The 16,689-nt window shown below is 67.1% G+C and carries 20 protein-coding genes; 10 read left to right on the top strand and 10 right to left on the bottom strand.

Features of this window, described 5'->3' with window-relative positions:
• Nucleotides 1-42: 42 nt before the first annotated feature.
• Together JOF56_RS41700 and JOF56_RS41695 are read left to right on the top strand one after the other, a co-directional pair.
• Entirely contained in the window at nucleotides 43-885 is an 843-nt protein-coding gene (locus tag JOF56_RS41700; RefSeq protein WP_245378592.1) for an alpha/beta fold hydrolase, read from the top strand.
• Nucleotides 886-894: 9 nt separating this feature from the next.
• Nucleotides 895-1,842: a helix-turn-helix domain-containing protein gene (locus JOF56_RS41695; protein WP_307855491.1), complete on the top strand. Its 948-nt coding sequence runs from the start codon at nucleotides 895-897 to the stop codon at nucleotides 1,840-1,842.
• Here JOF56_RS41695 and JOF56_RS41690 read toward each other — a convergent pair.
• Nucleotides 1,823-2,371 carry a TIGR03086 family metal-binding protein gene (locus JOF56_RS41690; protein WP_209645104.1) on the bottom strand — a complete coding sequence of 183 codons (549 nt, stop codon included), beginning with the start codon at nucleotides 2,369-2,371 and terminating at the stop codon, nucleotides 1,823-1,825. The genes JOF56_RS41695 and JOF56_RS41690 overlap by 20 nt on opposite strands.
• A gap of 313 nt (nucleotides 2,372-2,684) precedes the next feature.
• Between JOF56_RS41690 and JOF56_RS41685 the strand changes: the two genes are divergently transcribed.
• The gene (locus tag JOF56_RS41685; protein ID WP_245378591.1) at nucleotides 2,685-3,383 is read left to right on the top strand and encodes a DUF8817 family protein; all 699 of its coding nucleotides are present in this window, start codon (nucleotides 2,685-2,687) and stop codon (nucleotides 3,381-3,383) included.
• Nucleotides 3,384-3,439: 56 nt separating this feature from the next.
• Here the strand turns inward: JOF56_RS41685 and JOF56_RS41680 are convergent, their stop codons facing one another.
• A complete protein-coding gene (locus tag JOF56_RS41680; protein ID WP_209645103.1) occupies nucleotides 3,440-3,775 on the bottom strand; it encodes an MDR/zinc-dependent alcohol dehydrogenase-like family protein in 336 nt (111 codons plus the stop codon).
• Between JOF56_RS41680 and JOF56_RS41675 the strand changes: the two genes are divergently transcribed.
• Entirely contained in the window at nucleotides 3,759-4,124 is a 366-nt protein-coding gene (locus tag JOF56_RS41675) for a hypothetical protein (protein WP_307855490.1), read from the top strand. The two genes, JOF56_RS41680 and JOF56_RS41675, sit on opposite strands and share 17 nt — an antisense overlap.
• Before the next feature lie 118 nt (nucleotides 4,125-4,242).
• A complete protein-coding gene (locus JOF56_RS41670; protein WP_209645102.1) occupies nucleotides 4,243-4,692 on the top strand; it encodes a hypothetical protein in 450 nt (149 codons plus the stop codon).
• A gap of 35 nt (nucleotides 4,693-4,727) precedes the next feature.
• On the opposite strand, the gene JOF56_RS41665 is transcribed toward JOF56_RS41670, so the two are convergent.
• From JOF56_RS41665 to JOF56_RS41645, 5 genes are all read right to left on the bottom strand, one after another.
• Nucleotides 4,728-5,579, bottom strand: coding sequence for a DUF72 domain-containing protein (locus JOF56_RS41665; protein WP_504739850.1), 852 nt, complete (start codon nucleotides 5,577-5,579; stop codon nucleotides 4,728-4,730).
• 129 nt (nucleotides 5,580-5,708) lie between these two features.
• Complete coding sequence (locus JOF56_RS41660) at nucleotides 5,709-6,032, bottom strand: hypothetical protein (RefSeq protein WP_209649137.1); 324 nt, start codon at nucleotides 6,030-6,032, stop codon at nucleotides 5,709-5,711.
• Between the two features lie 67 nt (nucleotides 6,033-6,099).
• On the bottom strand, nucleotides 6,100-6,768 hold the full coding sequence (locus JOF56_RS41655; RefSeq protein WP_209645101.1) for a DUF2238 domain-containing protein: 669 nt from the start codon (nucleotides 6,766-6,768) through the stop codon (nucleotides 6,100-6,102).
• The gene (locus tag JOF56_RS41650; protein ID WP_209645100.1) at nucleotides 6,726-7,037 is read right to left on the bottom strand and encodes a hypothetical protein; all 312 of its coding nucleotides are present in this window, start codon (nucleotides 7,035-7,037) and stop codon (nucleotides 6,726-6,728) included. Before JOF56_RS41650 ends, JOF56_RS41655 begins: the two co-directional genes overlap by 43 nt.
• Before the next feature lie 18 nt (nucleotides 7,038-7,055).
• The gene (locus tag JOF56_RS41645) at nucleotides 7,056-7,979 is read right to left on the bottom strand and encodes a pyridoxamine 5'-phosphate oxidase family protein (RefSeq protein WP_209645099.1); all 924 of its coding nucleotides are present in this window, start codon (nucleotides 7,977-7,979) and stop codon (nucleotides 7,056-7,058) included.
• Between the two features lie 116 nt (nucleotides 7,980-8,095).
• On the opposite strand from JOF56_RS41645, the gene JOF56_RS41640 reads away from it, so the two are divergent.
• Nucleotides 8,096-8,554, top strand: coding sequence for a VOC family protein (locus JOF56_RS41640; protein WP_372448400.1), 459 nt, complete (start codon nucleotides 8,096-8,098; stop codon nucleotides 8,552-8,554).
• 3 nt (nucleotides 8,555-8,557) lie between these two features.
• Complete coding sequence (locus tag JOF56_RS41635; RefSeq protein WP_209645098.1) at nucleotides 8,558-9,328, top strand: PIG-L deacetylase family protein; 771 nt, start codon at nucleotides 8,558-8,560, stop codon at nucleotides 9,326-9,328.
• Nucleotides 9,329-9,330: 2 nt separating this feature from the next.
• Here the strand turns inward: JOF56_RS41635 and JOF56_RS41630 are convergent, their stop codons facing one another.
• Nucleotides 9,331-10,011 (bottom strand): TetR/AcrR family transcriptional regulator, encoded by a 681-nt coding sequence (locus JOF56_RS41630; protein ID WP_209645097.1) that lies wholly within the window; start codon nucleotides 10,009-10,011, stop codon nucleotides 9,331-9,333.
• Nucleotides 10,012-10,077: 66 nt separating this feature from the next.
• Between JOF56_RS41630 and JOF56_RS41625 the strand changes: the two genes are divergently transcribed.
• The 3 genes from JOF56_RS41625 (at nucleotide 10,078) to JOF56_RS41615 (ending at nucleotide 13,402) form a co-directional block, all read left to right on the top strand.
• Entirely contained in the window at nucleotides 10,078-11,187 is a 1,110-nt protein-coding gene (locus tag JOF56_RS41625) for an FAD-dependent oxidoreductase (protein ID WP_209645096.1), read from the top strand.
• 61 nt (nucleotides 11,188-11,248) lie between these two features.
• Nucleotides 11,249-12,805 carry an MFS transporter gene (locus JOF56_RS41620; RefSeq protein WP_209645095.1) on the top strand — a complete coding sequence of 519 codons (1,557 nt, stop codon included), beginning with the start codon at nucleotides 11,249-11,251 and terminating at the stop codon, nucleotides 12,803-12,805.
• Nucleotides 12,806-12,823: 18 nt separating this feature from the next.
• Nucleotides 12,824-13,402 (top strand): TetR/AcrR family transcriptional regulator, encoded by a 579-nt coding sequence (locus JOF56_RS41615; protein WP_209645094.1) that lies wholly within the window; start codon nucleotides 12,824-12,826, stop codon nucleotides 13,400-13,402.
• Nucleotides 13,403-13,548: 146 nt separating this feature from the next.
• Here the strand turns inward: JOF56_RS41615 and JOF56_RS60385 are convergent, their stop codons facing one another.
• The gene (locus JOF56_RS60385) at nucleotides 13,549-15,213 is read right to left on the bottom strand and encodes a CHAT domain-containing protein (RefSeq protein WP_209645093.1); all 1,665 of its coding nucleotides are present in this window, start codon (nucleotides 15,211-15,213) and stop codon (nucleotides 13,549-13,551) included.
• Between the two features lie 22 nt (nucleotides 15,214-15,235).
• Nucleotides 15,236-16,486 carry a CHAT domain-containing protein gene (locus JOF56_RS41605; RefSeq protein ID WP_209645092.1) on the bottom strand — a complete coding sequence of 417 codons (1,251 nt, stop codon included), beginning with the start codon at nucleotides 16,484-16,486 and terminating at the stop codon, nucleotides 15,236-15,238.
• Nucleotides 16,487-16,689 lie beyond the last annotated feature (203 nt).

Here is a 16,689-nt window from a genome sequence, read left to right as displayed (position 1 = left end):
TTTGTCCAAGACTGGTGGTCGGCGACCGTGCACCATCCTCGCATGAGTGAGAACGGTGTTGAGCATGCGCACGGGATACACGTGGTACACGACGGTCCGCGGCAGGCGCCGCCGCTGGTGCTCATCCACGGATCGGGGGCCTCGGGTGCCTCGTGGAGCCCGGTGGTCCCGGCCCTTGCCGGCCACCACCACGTCATCCGGGTCGACCTCCCGGGCTGTGGCCAGTCCCCACCTTCACCGTCTTACGACGTGCCCGCGCAGGCGAGCGGAGTGGCGGCGGTGCTCGACGACCTCGGCCTCGGTCATGTCACCGTCGTCGGGCACTCCAGTGGCGGCTACGTCGCCACTGCCCTCGCCGAACAGCGCCCCGACCTGGTGCGCTCGGTCGCGCTGATCAGCTGCGGCCCGCATCCCGACGCACTGCTTTCCCAGCCGTTGATCCTTCGGATCCTGCTGGGCCCGCCGTTCGGTCCGCTGATCTGGCCGAGGCGTTCGGACGCGATAGTTCGCAAGGGAATCCGGGCAACGGCCGCTCGCCCGGTGGACGTACCCGACGACGCGGTCGCCGATCTCAAACACATCTCTTACCACACGTTCAGGACGATATTGCGCCGCAACACCGAGTACATCGCCGAGCGCAGCGTGCCCGATCGTCTCGCCGCCCTCACCGTCCCGGTGCTGGTGATCTTCGGTACGGCCGACCCCCGCTGGGACCCGTCGTCGGTGCGCCAGTACGAGGCGGTGCCCAACGCTCGGATCGAGCTGCTGTCCGGCGTTGGACACCTCCCCACGTTCGAAGTGCCTGAGGCGACCAGCGAACTGCTGCTGAGCTGGACCTCGCGGCAACGGACACTGAGCATCCCGCCCGTGGTCCCCGATCCCTAGACTGGTCGTGTGCTGTCGACCGGAACACCGCCGGACTGGAAAACGGTGGACATCGCGGTCCCGCGCCGGTCGAATCGGCTGCCGGGGATCAGCATGGCTGGGTTCCGCCAGAGTCTCCCCGCCGCCGTGGACATCGCCATGGTCGCGCACCCATCCGTCGCCCTGCTCATCGACCTGAGCGAGGGAGAAGGCGTCGTCTGCGACAGCCGCGGCCGGCACGAGCGCGGCAGCGTCGTCATCGGGCTCATGCCCGGCGATCTGCGGGCAGGTGGCTGCGTGGGCGAATGCCTCCAGATCCGGCTGGAGCCGGACGTGGCGGCCGCGGTGCTCGACGCATCACCCGATCTCAGCGGGACGATGGCACCCCTGGCAGACGTCTGGGGTCGCGACGCCGGGCGGATCGAGGACCGGTTGCGCGCCGCCGCGTCGTGGGACGAACGGTTCACGATCGCGGCCGAGGTCGTGGGCCAACGGCTGCGCGCCCGCACGCCGGTCGAACGGGAAGTCGCCCACGCCTGGCGGCGGACGCTCACAAGCCGAGGGCAGATACAGGTCGACAGCCTGGCAGGCGAGGTCGGCTGGGACCGCAAGCGCCTGTGGTCCCGCTTCCGGTCCCAGCTCGGAATCAGCCCCAAACGCGCCATCCGACTGGTGCGGTTCGACCACGCCGCCCACCTCCTCGCGACCGGTCACACCGCCGCCGGCGTAGCCGCCGAGTGCGGCTACGTCGACCAGTCCCACCTCCACCGCGAGGTCAAGGCGTTCACCGGGCTCACACCCTCGGTCGTGGCCGTCGCGCCGTGGCTCGCCATCGACGACGTCGCGTGGCCCACTTCATCACCAACCCGCGACCCCGCGACAGCCGGCCAACAGGCATTCGACACATCGGCAGCCGAGCATGGGCACGAGGAGATTGCCCGCCCCGTTGTGGCGGGCGTTACGGAACACGGCCGGTGATTGCCACGATCTGGTCGAGCAACGGGGCGTCTGGCGTAACGGTCACCGCGGGACCCCAGAGGGCCGGGATCGGGGCGGCCGGGACGAACTCGGCCACATGCTCGAAGCAGGCTCGCAGCGTGTGCTCGGGCAGGTCGAAGGGCTGGCCAGTGGCTTGGGCGATGTCCCAGCCGTGCACGACCAGCTCGGTGAGCGCGATCTTGCCCCACAGCTCGTTGGGCAGCTCCAGCCCTGCCACGTCGGTCCTGCCCTGCCAGGCCGCCGGCTCGTCCCACGCCTTACCCAGCGCCAGCACATGCTGAGCGACGCTGTCGCGCCAACCAGGGCTGGAGTGTGCGTTCTCAGTGTCCGGTAGTTCGCCGGATTCCTGGAGTGCCAGCGCGGCGGAGCCTCGCGACACCAGGTCGACGTGGTCGATGAGGTCGGCCACGGTGTACTCGGCGCACGGGCTGGAACTGGTGAGCTGGTCATCGGTGACGCGGTGCAGCACCTGGACCACCTGATGGCAGGCCGGCTTCAGATCGATCACGGGTTTCCTCCATAGGTCCGGCAGATGTGGTCGGAAGTACAGACCGTCAGCAGGCCCGAAATTCATCGATCACATGACCGGCGCCGCCTCACCACCAAGAGTGCGTTCGGCAAGGAGCGACCACTTCCGGCCGCACGTGGCGTACGCGGTCGATAGCCGCGACCGGTGTCACAGCAGTCGATCGACAGGCCGCTGACGTCGTTTTTTGCCGTGTTGGACGCCTGCAGATAGAACTGAACCGCCGGTGACCAGGGAACGTCGGGGTTTTCACTTTCATGTGCGTGCGGAAAGGCCGATCTCTACCTTCGGGACCATGACGGAGAAGACGATTCCCAGGCTGATGGCCCAGTCGATCGAGTCGGTGGCCGACTTCTACACCGCATTGGGGTTTGAGATCACGTTCCGGCAGACGGCGCCGTACCAGTTTCTGAGCGTGAAGCGCGGGGGTATCGAGCTGAACTTCTACGGAGACAAGAAGTTCGACCCGACGTCCTCCGAGCATGGCTGCCTGGTCGACACCGATGACGTCGACTACCTGTATGCCGCCTTCACCGAAGGGCTGCGGGAGGCCTTCGGGTCACTGCCCGCCCAGGGACTTGCGCGGGTGGGTGCGTTGAAGGACATGAGCTACGGGGTGCGACAGTTCCTGGTGACCGATCCCGGTGGGAACACTATCCAGATCGCCCAGCCGATCAGTGAGGACCAGCGGCACCGGCCGCTGCCGACGGCGACGTTCGACCGGGCCATCCACATGGGCTCGCTGTTCGCGGATTCCAAACAGGACCTGGAACTGGCGGTGAAAGTCCTGGACCGGGCTCTACATCGGACCGACGAGGAACCGACCGCGGTCCAGCTCGTGAAGCTGCTGGTCCTTCGAGCCGACGTGGCGGTCCGCCAAGGTGAGCCGGCTCTGGCACAGGAACTGCTGACCCGCGCCAGAGCCACCGGGGTCAGCGGACCGGAACTGGCTGACGACCTCCGGCGGGTCGCGGAACTCGAAGCCGGGCTGTGAGCGGAATTCAGCCTCCCCACCGAGCGGATGTTCGGCGTGGATGAATCCGTGGACCGTCAGGGGTTCTGCGGCAGATCGGACATGTCGAGTACGAAGCGGTAGCGGACTTCGTTGCGTTCCAAACGGTCGAGGGCTTCGTTGACGCGTGCGGACGGGAGGAGTTCGATGTCGGCGGTGATGTCGTGCTGGGCGCAGAACTCCAGCATCGCGGCTGTCGCGGGACGGCCACCGCTGCCCGCGGAGCTGAGCTTTTTACGTCCTGTCAGCAGATCGGTGGCCTGCACGGTGATCGTGCCGAGGTGTCCGATGTGGCTGAGGGTTCCGTCGAGCGCGACGAGCCTGAGGTAGGGGGTGACGTCATGCGGGACGGCGATGGTGCCGATCGACGCCACCGGCCTCGCCGGCTGGGCCGTCCGCCTCTACGACGAATATCTTCGCCGCCCCGATCTGATCCGGCTGGCCACCTGGGCGCGTCTGGAGCGACGCCCGACCGGTCACCTCGTCGAAGACAACGACCGCCTCGACGACGCCAAGCTGCGTGCCATCGCCGATGCCCAGGCCGCGGGCATCGTCCGGTCCGGAGACCCGTTCGACCTGATGGCCATGGTCATCGCGATGTCCATGGCATGGTCACCGGTCAGCAACGTCTACGCCGCCAGCGACCAGGATCCCCCGGAACTGCACGAGCAACGCCGAAGCCTGCTCCGCGACAGCGTTCAGCGCGTCATCGCACCCAACTGAGCGGCTCGCCCCGATACCAACGCGACCGGCGGTTGACCAAGATCGCCATCGGTATGTACGCCTACGGTGTCTGCTGGGGCTGCCGGTAGCGTCGGGTCGCGTCTGAAGGAGCAGAGACATGGGTGGTCGTGGCGATCCTGGTGTGGTCATGACCGCCCGTGTCCTTCCTCTTGCGGTCCTTGTGTTCAGCCGCTACTCCGACACGGAACTGGCCCGGTATCGCGGGACGCTCACCGAACTGGCGCATGACGCCGAAGTCTCAGATCAGCAGGCTCATGACTCCCTCCTCGAAGGCCTGCAGGGACTGGGCGGCCTGACGATCCTCGGCGGACTGCTCAGCGCGATCTTCATTTGGGCGTCCCAGCACATGGCGTATGTCCCGATGTCCGTACTCACGGCGATGAGCACGGGACTCATGGGATTCGCCGGCACCCTCGCGGCGATATACGGTGCCCGGCTGACGTGGCGCAGGCCAGCCTTGCGGCCACGCCGAGTCGATTTCTGGCTGGCCGTCGCACCAGGGCTGCTGATCACGGCCGGGGTCCTGGCAGGCAGGTTGACCGTGTGACACGTCGTCTACCAATGCACATCGTTTGTCCGCGCTCAGAACAGGGTCGCGGGCTCAACCGGCTCGGGCTCGGGCAGTGGGTCGAGGCCGGGCACGAGCGTTCGCACGTCGTCGTGGAATCGGCGGGCGAGCGCGGGCGCGTCGTCGTTGTCGGGAGTATGCAAGAAAACCGTCGGTGACCGGCCCTCGCGCAGCCAGCCGGCGACCACCGCGGTCCAGGGCCGCCACCCCTTGACCGTCTCCTCGATCGAGTCCCGGCCCAGGTAGCGGACAATCGGCTGGTCGGTCAGGGCCCGTGTCCGCCGCGGCAGCCGCGGTTTCTTGGCCCAGGCATCCTGCTCGGCCTCGCTGGTCGGCGGGCTCTGGAAGAAGACCGTGGTGTCGAAGGGCAGCCATTCGGCGTTCGCGTCGGCGAGCGTCCTCTCCAACAGTGACGTCGAGTTGGCGTCGGTGAAGAATCCGGGGTGACGCACCTCCACGGCGCGCCGGAGGTCAGCGGGGAGCCTGCGCAGGAAGCGGCCGAGGGCATCGACGTCCGAAGGGCCGAACGAGCCGGGCAACTGGGTCCACAGGACCGCCCGTTCGCCGAGAGGTTCGATCGCATCCAGGAACGCCCGCATCTCGGTCTCGACACCGGCCAACCGGCGCTCGTGTGTGACGACCTTGGGCAGCTTGAGCACGAACCGAAAGCCTGGATCGGTCTGCTGCGCCCACGTCTCGACGGTGGTCCGGGCGGGGGTCGCGTAGAAGGTGGTGTTGCCCTCGACCGCGTTGCACCAGCCGGCATAGGCACGCAGGCGCTGCTTGGCCGGCAGCGACTGCGGCAGGAACCGCCCGGGCCACGCCTTGTGGGTCCACATCGCGCAACCGACATGAAGACGTGCCACTCAGCCAACTCCCATCGATCGTGAGTCAAGATAGCCCGTTGCCAGCTCGCAAGGACGGCGGTAGCCGACCGGCTACAACGAACAGGCTGTCATGACGCGCTCGGCCGGGCTCCGCATCCGGTACCTGCTTTACCTGTTTCTGAGCTGTTTGCGGTTGATAGTCAGGATTTCGTCGGACAGTCCGGGGTCGGCCTCGGCGACAGCGCGGGAGACCACCATCGCGCCGACCAGCTGGCAGAACAGCGCCACTGCCTGTGCGTGGGCTTCTGCCGCGGTCATCTCGATGCCGGACTGGCGGGCGTGATCGAGCACCATCTCGGTGATGGTGCTGAAGTATCCCTCAAGCTCGTCGCCCGTGGGCACCCCGGACCTGTCGATCAGGTCGAGCGCGATGAGCAGCTTCACCACGGACGCGGTGGGCTGCGCCTGATCGGCTTTCCAGCTCAGCTCCACAGCGCACGCTTCCAGATCGACGATCTCGATCCCGAGACGGGGGTCGTTCTCATTGCTTAGGATGGACCTACTGCCCTGACCCCGCCGAAGACCTGTCACGGTTCTGGCCGGGGTTGGGCCCGGGCTGCATCACGCCCGCGAGCTGACGGTCGTGGACGCGGCGGAGCAACAACTGCGCGATCAGCGCGCCGCACAAACAGAGGAACATATCCCACTGTGTGTCCCAGACATCGCCTTGTGTACCAAGGAAGTCGTCGGCCGCGGCGCCAAGCACGACGGCCGCCGCCCACTCCACGAACTCGAAGCACGCCGCGATGGACAGGCACACCGCGGCTGTGAGGGTGAACGTCCAACCGCCCGGCCGCAGCGGCGTCAGGCGCAGCAGCAGCTCACGTACCAGGATCGCCGGTACGAAGCCCTGCACGAAGTGCGCGAAGCGGTCGTAGTTGTTGCGCCGGGTGTCGAACAGATCCTGAAACCAGTTACCGAGTGGAGTCTCCGCGTATGTGTGGTGCCCGCCGTAGCAGAGGACGATGGCGTGACACACCAGAAGCCACAACACCAGCCGCGTCAGGGGAAACCGCGTGCGGTTGAGAATCACCAGCGGCGCACCGATGACAATCCAGACGACTTCGAGCGCCCACGTACCAAGACTGTGGGCGCCGATCGCCGACCACACCAGCGCGACGACGACTATCCCGATGAGTACAGCGCCCTCTCGGCGGGAGATACCCATCCAGTCACTGTGCCGCATCTCGCGGCGATGCGCAGATCGTGGGCTCTGCCGACAGCTCGGCTGTGATCATGCGGCAGGCCGCCGGCACGCGGTAGCTGCCGGACGGCGCCTGGTACTCGCTTCGGTTCCCCAGTGCCGCAGGCGATGTCCACGACGTGTGCTCCGTCAGGCAGGGAGTCCAGGGTCGCTATCCGTGTGTCGGTGAGTCCGGCCAGGTAGGGCAGGCTCAGATCATGGGCAGCCGCGACCGCCGCTTCGGTATTCGTCACGTCTCGATTCCTTCGGTGTCAACGCTTGGCGGCTGATGCCACTGCGGCGAACTCCGCCCAGTCGATGCGGGGGCGTGGCAGGTTGCGTCGGCGGAGATATTCCCGTGTGCTGCGCTGGGTTCGCCTGAGCGTGCGCAGTGCTGAGCTTGCAGGGTCGACGACCTGTGTCGGGGTCAGTTGCCACTGGCCGTCAATGTCTGCCAGGGATCCGCGGACCAGGGCGAATCGCAGGTTGGCGAGCTTGTCATCATGGCGGTGCACGAGCAGGCTTGCCGGACCGCTGGTCACGGTGATGTCGTCAGGTATGTCGACGTGGTAGCCGGTCATGCCGGGCTGCGGGTGGACGCGCGCCAGCACGGGGGCACCTTCGGGGTCACGCGCGCTGAGCACCGCACTGGGGAAACCGCTCAGCACAGCCGATCCCGGCAGATCGCAACCCGGGATCGGCTGGGCTTGCGCCACGGGTGGGTGGGTGATCACCTGAGTCGGCGCGATCGTGATGACCAGCCGCATGAAGTACCAGTCCACGACCGGCCGCATCAGCCGGTTCAGGTACGCCCGGCTCGACGGCTGTCGCTGGAACAGCATCGACCAGTACTCGGCGAGGTCGCCGGGCGTGGTGACGATCTCGTCCGGACAGGTCGCCGTCGCCCGCACGAGCACCTGCTCAGACTGCGCGAGACCACTGCCGTGTGGTTCGGAGAACAGCAACGCGACCCGGCCGTCCCGGCGGATGTTGAACGCCTTCTGCGGAAAACCCACCGAAGTCGTCAAGGTGAACGTCCCGTCCGCACGCAGCAGAGGCGAGACAGGCCACGCCATGGGCGTACCGTCCTTGGCGAGGGTGGCGAACTCACAGGTCCGGTACGCGCGGATGATCGCGGCGAGATCACTGTCGATAAGAGACACGCGGAACGAATACCACCAGCCACGCAACGTCATGGCGTTCCCGGCGAACCGGCCGCTGTTACCTTTCCCGCATTGCCATGCTTGCCGACCACTGATAGGTGTCGGCGCTTGACCACGAACCTGGCGGCCAGCCTGATCAGGAGACCATGATGGACCACATCGACCGGCGAGGCTCGATCCGGCGGATGGACAACATCGCCATCGTCGTCGACGACCTCGCGGCTGCGAAGGCGTTCTTCGTCGAACTCGGACTGGAGCTGGAAGGCGAGGCGACGGTCGAGGGCAGCGCGGTGGATCGCCTTGTCGCGCTCGAAGGAGTTCGATCGGACATCGCGATGATGCGCACCCCGGACGGCCACGCGCGGCTCGAGCTGACCAAGTACCACACGCCGTTGAGCCGAAACGGTGACCCGCATGCTCCGGCGAATACGCTGGGCGCGCACCGCATCATGTTCGCCGTCGAGGACATGGACGACATCCTCGAACGCTTGCGGCCACACGGGGCCGAACTCGTCGGCGAAGTGGTGCAGTACGAGGACAGCTACCGGCTCTGCTACCTCCGCGGGCCCGCGGGCATCCTGGTCGCGCTGGCTGAGCAGATCGGGTGAAGGATGGCCGACATGACATTGCCTGCCCTTCCTGAGGAGTCCTTCCAACGTGTGCTCTGTGTCGTCGCGCATCCCGACGACATGGAGTACGGCACGTCCGCGGCCGTTGCCCGCTGGACCGCGCGTGGCATCGAGGTCGGTTATCTCCTGCTTACCCGTGGCGAGGCGGGCATGCCGAACCCTCCCGAGGAGACGGCTCGCCTGCGTGTCGCTGAGCAGCAATCTGCCTGCGCCGTCGTTGGCGTCAAGCACCTGACCGTCCTCGAACATCCGGATGGTGTGCTCGTGTACGGCCTCGATCTGCGCCGGGACATCTGCCGGGAGATCCGCCGGTTCAAGCCCGATGTCGTCCTCGGCACCAGTTACGCGATCGAGACGCCCTTTGGCTTCGACCAGGCCGACCATCGCGCGGCCGGGCTCGCGACGCTGGACGCGATGCGCGACGCGGGCAACCGGTGGGTGTTTCCCGAGCAGGTCGACGACGAGGGCCTCGAACCGCACTCCGTGCGCTGGTACATCGTCCCTGGGCTTGTCGGCTCCGGCGTGACCCACGGCGTCGAGGTCACGGGTGAGCCGCTGCGCCGTGGCGTGGCGTCGCTTGAGGCGCACGCCGCGTACCTGGCCGCGCTTCCGGACCACCCCGCCCCTAAGGACTTCATCCCGAAGTTCACCGCGATGAGCGGCAAGGCCATGGGCGTCGAGCACGCCGTCCTGTTCCGCGCTCACGACCTGCAGGCGCCACCGGAGTTCTTCACCGAGGCCACGCAGGACTGACTTCAGCCTGAGATGCGGGCCTCGATGCCGTCGAGCAGGAAGTCGAGGCCGATCGAGAAGGTCTGGCCGGCGTCCAGGTGGGGGCCGTCGCGTACGACCCTGGCCAGCGCGGGGAACCGGCCGGTGGCGAAGGTTCGCTCCAGATAAGGCCCGGAGGCGGCCTGCCACTGCTTCTCGTCCATTCCGGAGGCCCGCTCGGCACGCCGCTCGGTGATCTCCCGGCGTACCGCGCCGATCACGTACGCGTTGACCGCGGCGACCGCCGGTACGACGGTGTCCAGGTCGACGCCGGTCATCGCGGCCAGCATGGTCTCGCCGGTGTCCAGTGTGTTCGGCCCGAGCTGGGGCCGCCCGCCGATCAGGTCGGCGAGCCATTCGTGCTGGTGAACGGCCTGCCGGGTGGTTTCGGCCAGAGAGCGCAGCACCTCCCGCCAACTGTCTCCGGCCGGCTGGATCCCGGCGTAGACCGCGTCGACCATCAGGTCGAGCAACTCCTCCTTGGTGGCGATGTAGCCGTACAGCCGCATCGGCCCGACGTCCAGCGCCGCGGCGACCTTGCGCAGCGACACCGCGTCCAGGCCGTCCACATCGGCCAGCCGGAGCGCCGTCCGGACGATCAGGTCCCTGCTCAGCGGGGCCGGCACCGGTCGATCCGGCGGCTCCGGCCGCTCCCACACCAACATGCGCTGACAATACATCGCATACTGCGATACAGTGTATTGACCGATACGGTGAATCGAGGCGTGATCATGACCATCGCGATTGTCGGAGCCGGCCTGGGTGGCTTGGTTCTTGCCCGGGTACTGCATGTGAACGGCATGGAAGCCGTTGTGTACGAACGTGAATCGTCACGTGATGCGCGCGGCCAGGGCGGCATGCTCGACATCCACTCCGGCCAGCGGGCGCTGCGCGAGGCCGGTCTGATCGACCAGTTCTACGCGATCGCCCGTGGGGAAGGCCAGGACCTGCGTCTTCTTGAGCCGGATGGCACCCTGCTGCTGCAGGAGGACACGCCTGACGACGCCCCGCTCGCTCGACCAGAGGTCGACCGCGCCGATCTGCGTGACCTGCTGCTGGATTCCCTTCCTGAGGACGTCGTGCGCTGGGGGCACGCATTCACGTCTGCTGACAACGGATTGCTCCACTTCGCCGACGGCAGCAGCGCGACATATGACCTGCTGGTCGGGGCGGACGGCGCGCAGTCCCGGGTCCGTGCACTACTCACCGACGCCCGTCCGGCGCATATCGGCCAGAACGTCGTCGAGGTCGGCATTCCCGACATCGACCGCACGCACCCCGACCTCGCGGCGATGGTCGGACGCGGTAACTACTGGGTGCTCGGCAACGGAATGTCCCTGGCGGCGCAGCGCAATGGCGACGGCCGCGTTCGCATCGGCCTCAGCTTCTACAACACCGCCGAGGACTGGTTTGCCACCACTGGGATCCCATTCGACGACCCGGCCGCGGCCCGGGCGCGGCTGATCGATCTGCTTTCCGGCTGGGACGCACGGTTCACCGCGCTGATCGCGGCCTGTGACGACACGGTCGTGCCGCGGTCGATCACCACTCTCCCCATCGGCCTGACCTGGCCGTCGAGGTCGGACGTCACACTGCTCGGAGATGCCGCGCATCTGATGCCGCCAGTGGGGGAGGGCGCCAACATGGCGCTGCTCGACGGCGCCCTGCTCGGTCTCGCGCTGGCCGCGCATCCGGACGATTTTCCCGCAGCCGTAAGGGAATACGAACGCGAGATGTTCGAACGTACCAGCGCCGCCGCCCGGATGTCCGAGGATGTACAGCAATTGCTGATGTCGCCGGACGCCGCCCAGAAGATGCTCGCCTTCTTCCAGCCCGGCTGAGGCTGAGGCGAGGCGACCGTCACGTTGAAAACTGCACCGACTGGTCGGTAAAGTTTCAGGCATGCTTGACACCTCGGCGATAACCACAGGTGCGCGGCCCTTCTCTCCGCGACGCCGGTGGGCGGCGCTTTCCGTGCTGGCGGCTGTGGTGCTGCTGCTGTCGGTGGACAACACGGTCCTTTCCCTGGCGGTGCCTGCACTTTCGGAGGCGCTGGCGCCCAGCGCGGAGCAGATCCTGTGGATCGGTGACATCTACTCGTTGACGCTGGCCGGGCTGTTGGTGCTGATGGGCAGCCTCGCGGACCGGTTCGGGCGCAAGCGGGTGCTGCTGATCGGTGCCGTGGCGTTCGGGCTGGCGTCGGTCCTGGCCGCGTTCTCGCCGTCCGCGGAGATGCTGATCGTGGCGCGGCTTCTGCTCGGTGTCGCCGGGGCGACGCTGATGCCGTCGACCTTGTCGTTGATCCGCAACATCTTCACCGACCCGGCCGAACGCACCCGGGCCATCGCGATCTGGTCCACCGCCTTCGGGGCGGGCGGCGCGCTCGGCCCGCTTGTCGGCGGGTTCCTGCTGGAGCACTTCTGGTGGGGCGCGGTGTTCCTGATCAACGTGCCCATCATGATCATCGTGCTGGTCGCCGGGACCATGCTGCTGCCGGAGTCGAAGGACCCGAATCCGGGACGGTTCGACGTGGTCTCCGCGGTGCTGTCGATGGTCGCCATCGTGCCGATCGTGTTCGCCATCACGCACGTCGTCGGGTCGGGCGTCGATGCCTTTGTCATCGGCAGCTTGATCGTGGGCCTCACCGGCGGTGTTCTTTTCGTGCGCCGCCAGCGGCGCGTGGCCAACCCGATGCTCGACGTCGACTTGTTCCGGGTACCGGCATTCTCCGGCGCGGTCCTGGCCAGCCTCATCTCGATCCTGGCCTTCGCAGGACTGGTGTTCTTCTTCTCCCAGTACCTCCAGTTCGCCCGTGGCTACACCCCGCTGCAGGCCGGTCTGGCGGAACTGCCGTCGACGATCGCGTCGATCGTGGTGGTCGTGTTCATCGGCGTCGCGGTCACGCGTCTCGGTCGCGGCCGTGCGATCGCCGCCGGCCTGATCCTCACTGCGGCTGGGCTTGTGCTGGTCGCGCTCACAGCGTCCAACGACACGTACCTGTGGCTTGGCGTCGCCCTCACCGCCGTCGGACTCGGCTTCGGCCTGTCGATGACGCTGGCGGGCGACGCGATCGTCTCAGCTGCCCCACCACACAAGGCCGGTTCGGTGTCCGCGATCAGCGAGACCGCCAACGAACTCGGTGTGGTGCTGGGCATCGCGGTGCTCGGCTCACTGCTGTCAGCCGTGTATCGGGCGACGGTGAGCATCCCTGACACGGTCACGGGCGCTGTCCGTGCGCGGGTCGAGGACTCGCTGGCTTCCGCGATGACAGTGCTCGATCCTGGTTCCCCGCTCGTTGACTCGGCGCGGAGCGCGTTCGTCACGGCGATGCAGACCACCGCGATGGTGGCCGCCGCGCTCACCTTCGTCGCCGCCCTGATGGCGTGGTGGCTCATCCCGTCCCCACGAGGCACCACCGAAACCACGGCGGAGCCGGTTGGCGAGAATGGGACGAGCTGACAGCGAGGAGATCACACGATGGGACGCACCGCGGGCCGCTCGCCCGAGGACACCCGACGAGCCCTGCTGGACGCCGCGGCTGCGGCGATCCGCCGCAGCGGCATCCACGCCTCGCTGGACGAGATCGCCCGCCAGGCCGGCGTCTCCAAAGGCGGACTGATCTACCACTTCGCCAACAAGGACGAGCTGATCCTCGCTCTGACCAGGGATCACCTCTCCGCCTTCCGCAAAAGCGTCCACGACCGGCTGGACCCCGCGGACACCGGGCCGGGCAGGCTCACTCGCGCGTACATCCGGGCGCTGCTGGAACCTACTGAGGACGACGCCGCTGTCCGCGACGCGATCATGCTGATCGGGCAGCTCATGACCGTCCCCGCAGTCGTCGAGCTCACCCGCGCCGACTCCGAGGACCTGTACGCGGAGCTGGACGCCGATGGGCTGCCCGAACACGTGCTCACCCTGGTCACGACCGCTGCCGACGGCGTGAGCACCGCCCCGCTGTGGGGCGTGTCCGGGCTCGAGCCCCGCTACCGGGATCTGGAACGTCGGCTCATCGAGCTCACCCGCCGCCCCGAGCTCTGGGACGCCCTCCGCTAGGAACTCGCCCTGAATTCCATCCGTTACGGGCATGTCTGCCGGTAGGCGAGGTTCGGGCCGACGTAACGGAGCCATTCGTTCTCGGTGAATCCGCGACCGGCGCGCTGACGGTTCTGCGATGCGTCAGGTGACGCCGTCAATGTGGATCAGTCTACTGTGTCCACTACGGCCGCAGGGTTGCCGTAGATGGTGTAGGCGAGCCAGGTTGGGTCGCTGTGGTCGTCCAGTATGGACTGCCGGGCGGTCATGGCGGCTTGGCCGAGAGGTTGCCTGGCGGTGAGGAGGGCGTCGTAGAAGGCGGTGGCGAAGCGCGCGGCCGTGGTCGACCGGACGGCCCAGAGGGTGCCTACGAATGCTCCCGCGCCGGCCCGGAGGAAGCCGCTGGCCCAGCCGCTCATTCCGGTCAGGGCTGGGGTTTCGCTGCCGCTGCGGCATGCGTTGAAGAACACGAGGGGTGCTGTGTCGCGCAGCGTTCCGGTTTGGCCGGCGATGGTCAGGTCCTCGGGATCGAGTGGGCCGCCGATCAGGCGTAACCTGGGGCCGCTCTCTGCATTGAAACCGTTGTGGCAGGCGAAATGCAGGAGGTTGACGTTGCCGTCGTCGAGCAGGGACGACAGCCGGTGCAGGTGCGTGAGCACGCCCCGGTCGGCCACGCCGCTGCCGAGCCGCTGGCGGATGGATGTCACCTCGGTCAAGGCGCCGGTGGGGGAGGGCTCCGACAGGACGTAGGCGGCGCTGGCGAACCGGAACCGCCGGGTGTGCGGCTGCCGTTCGATTCGGCGGACCATCGGGAACCTGTCCACGAAGAAGCCGAAGTCGTCGGTTGCGGAGTACAACAGCTCCCACGGGGTGACGTCGAGGTCGCTGATGATCGAGAACGCGGTGATGCGAGGCAGCTGTTCCCAGACCTGACGGCGGATCGCCTGGGGCACCGCGTCTTCCCACAGGTGGGCGCCTAGGTTCGCCAGCCGTCGCCGGGCGTGCGCGGGAGAGTCGTACGGCGACCGGTCCTTGGCCATGGCGTGGGTCTCGCGGGCGATCCGTTCGACCAGTGACCGCACGTCCCGTCCCAGCCGCTCGGAAAGTGCCCCCTCGTACGGGGTGTCACATACGAGCCGGAACCGATACCCCTCCGCGCATTTGCCAACGACCAGCGTAACCTCGCCTGGCTCGCGGTCGATCGGGGCGATCGGGGCCGTGTAAACCTCGGCGTCCGCGGTGTCGGCATCGGACTCCACCGAGATCTGCACGGACATCTCACCGAGGAACGTGCCACCCAGGAACACCCGCACCACAACGCTGTGCAGGCCAGGGGACACCAGGCTGAAGCTGAACGAGCAAGGATCCGAGTCCATGTGCGGCGGGATCGTGAGATCGCGGTCCAGATCACCGATCCCTTGCAGGCCTTCGGACGGCATCGCGTTGACCGACACGGTGGTGCCCCGCTCGCCGACCTCGAACGGCCGCAGTTGCAGAGCGCCGGACCGCAGTGCGCGCATCACCTGCACGATCAACGGCACGCGCACACCCACAGCGGCCCGTTGAGGAAACTGGACCTGCAGATACCGCTCCGGCGGATCCTCAGCGAGAACCGCGGAACGGTAACCACTCTGCTCCGCTTCACGCTGCTGTCTCACCCATGCCCGTGTCTCGGCATGCGCGGCGAGGATTCGGCGAATCGCATCCTCGTTCTCTGCCAGCGCTTTCACCAATTCGATTTCCACCGCCAGCGCGGTCGCCTCGTCGGCGAACAAGGTCCGCAGGTGCGGCTGGATCGCCGTCGCCATGTTCCGCCAGTAGTGCTCGTTCACTCGATCCCCTTCGGCAGAAGACTCAGACCCCGATGTGCTCGAAGGCCGCCCACACCGGGATCGCGGCCTCGTCGCGGTCGTCGGGTTCCCGGAACAGCAACATGTCCAGGAAGTGGTCACGGACCTCGGCGGGCAGTTGTTCCGCCGCATGCACCTTCTCGGCATTCGTGCTGTCCCGCAACCATTGCTGCGCGTCTCGCAATGCCCTGGCCGGACTGGAGTCCGAGCGGTACCACCGCCGATAGAACTCGGTCATCAGAATGGCGCTGGACAGATCGTTCACGGCCCACAGCGATGCGACCACACCCGCGACACCCGCGTGCAGCAACCCCGTGGGCAGGCCGAGCGCCTCGTCCGGCAGGTCCGTGCCCGCCATGGAGGTCTCGCACGCCGACAACACAGCGAGCCGGGCACGCAGATCCATCCCCAGGAGATCTCGCAGCGTCAAGCGGTCGTCACCGGCCAGGACCAGATGGCTGTTGGCCGGGACGTCCAGATCGGCGATGCCGTGACAGGCGAAGTGCAGGATGTCCGCAGTGGACAGGTGGCTGCGGACGTTCGACGCCGTCGCCGCGGAGCCGCTCAGCAGAACCGACGTGTACCCGTCACATGCCGCATTCACCTCATGGATGGCGCTGTGCAACGGATCCAGTTCCTTGCGGCGTGGAAGTGGATCGGCGACAGCCAGTACGGTGTCCATGGTGGACTGTTGAGCGCGTCCGCGGGCCACCGTGAGTGACCGCGCGTTGGGTACATAGCTGATGACGACATCGTCAAGCGCGTACCTCCGGCCGGTCACTGCGGCCGAGTCCGGGAACCAGGCCGCGTGCAGCGGAAGAAGGCCGAGTAGACCGCCGGTGATGATGGTCATTTCCGTGGCCGGGCAGAGCGAGAGCACGGGTGCCATTACCGCTTCCCACAACCATTGCGTCGTGTCGTCAACATCGGATGTCCATGATGGCAGCGACAGGGGATCCCGCCGGAAGGCTCGGTAGTGCCGCAGATGGGACTCGACGCGTTCCCGTGTGGACGTCGCCGACAGCATGGGCAGCACGACCGGAATCACGTCACCGTCGCGCACGATCAACGCGGCACCGTCGGAGTCCGCCGCCGTGAGATAACACAATGGATGATCGTCGGCCGCGTTCAGGATATCGGCCAGCGCCGGTTCGGAGAGGAAGTCCTCATGGCCGGGCACTTGCCGGATCTCGGCGACCACCTCGTCGAACCCCCGGCGGGCCTGCTGGATTTCGTCGAACCGGTCGGCTTCCATCGGCTGCCTCCGCAACGAGGTCGTCGCAAACAGTCGGAAGTGAGTTTCCGACCGTGCTTGGGTAATTCTCGAAAGGGTGAGAACGCAATCCCGCAGATATGCGGAATTGATCGATGGTTCGGCGTTGTCCGTTTCGGGTCGTCGGGAGGGGCTGTCGGTGGTATGGGGGCTGGAGCTGGTGATCTTGGCCTGGGACACACCCG

Source organism: Kibdelosporangium banguiense (assembly GCF_017876405.1).
GTDB lineage: Bacteria > Actinomycetota > Actinomycetes > Mycobacteriales > Pseudonocardiaceae > Kibdelosporangium > Kibdelosporangium banguiense.
The sequence above is the reverse complement of the archived record's forward strand: the minus strand, read 5'-3'. Positions and strand labels throughout refer to the sequence as shown.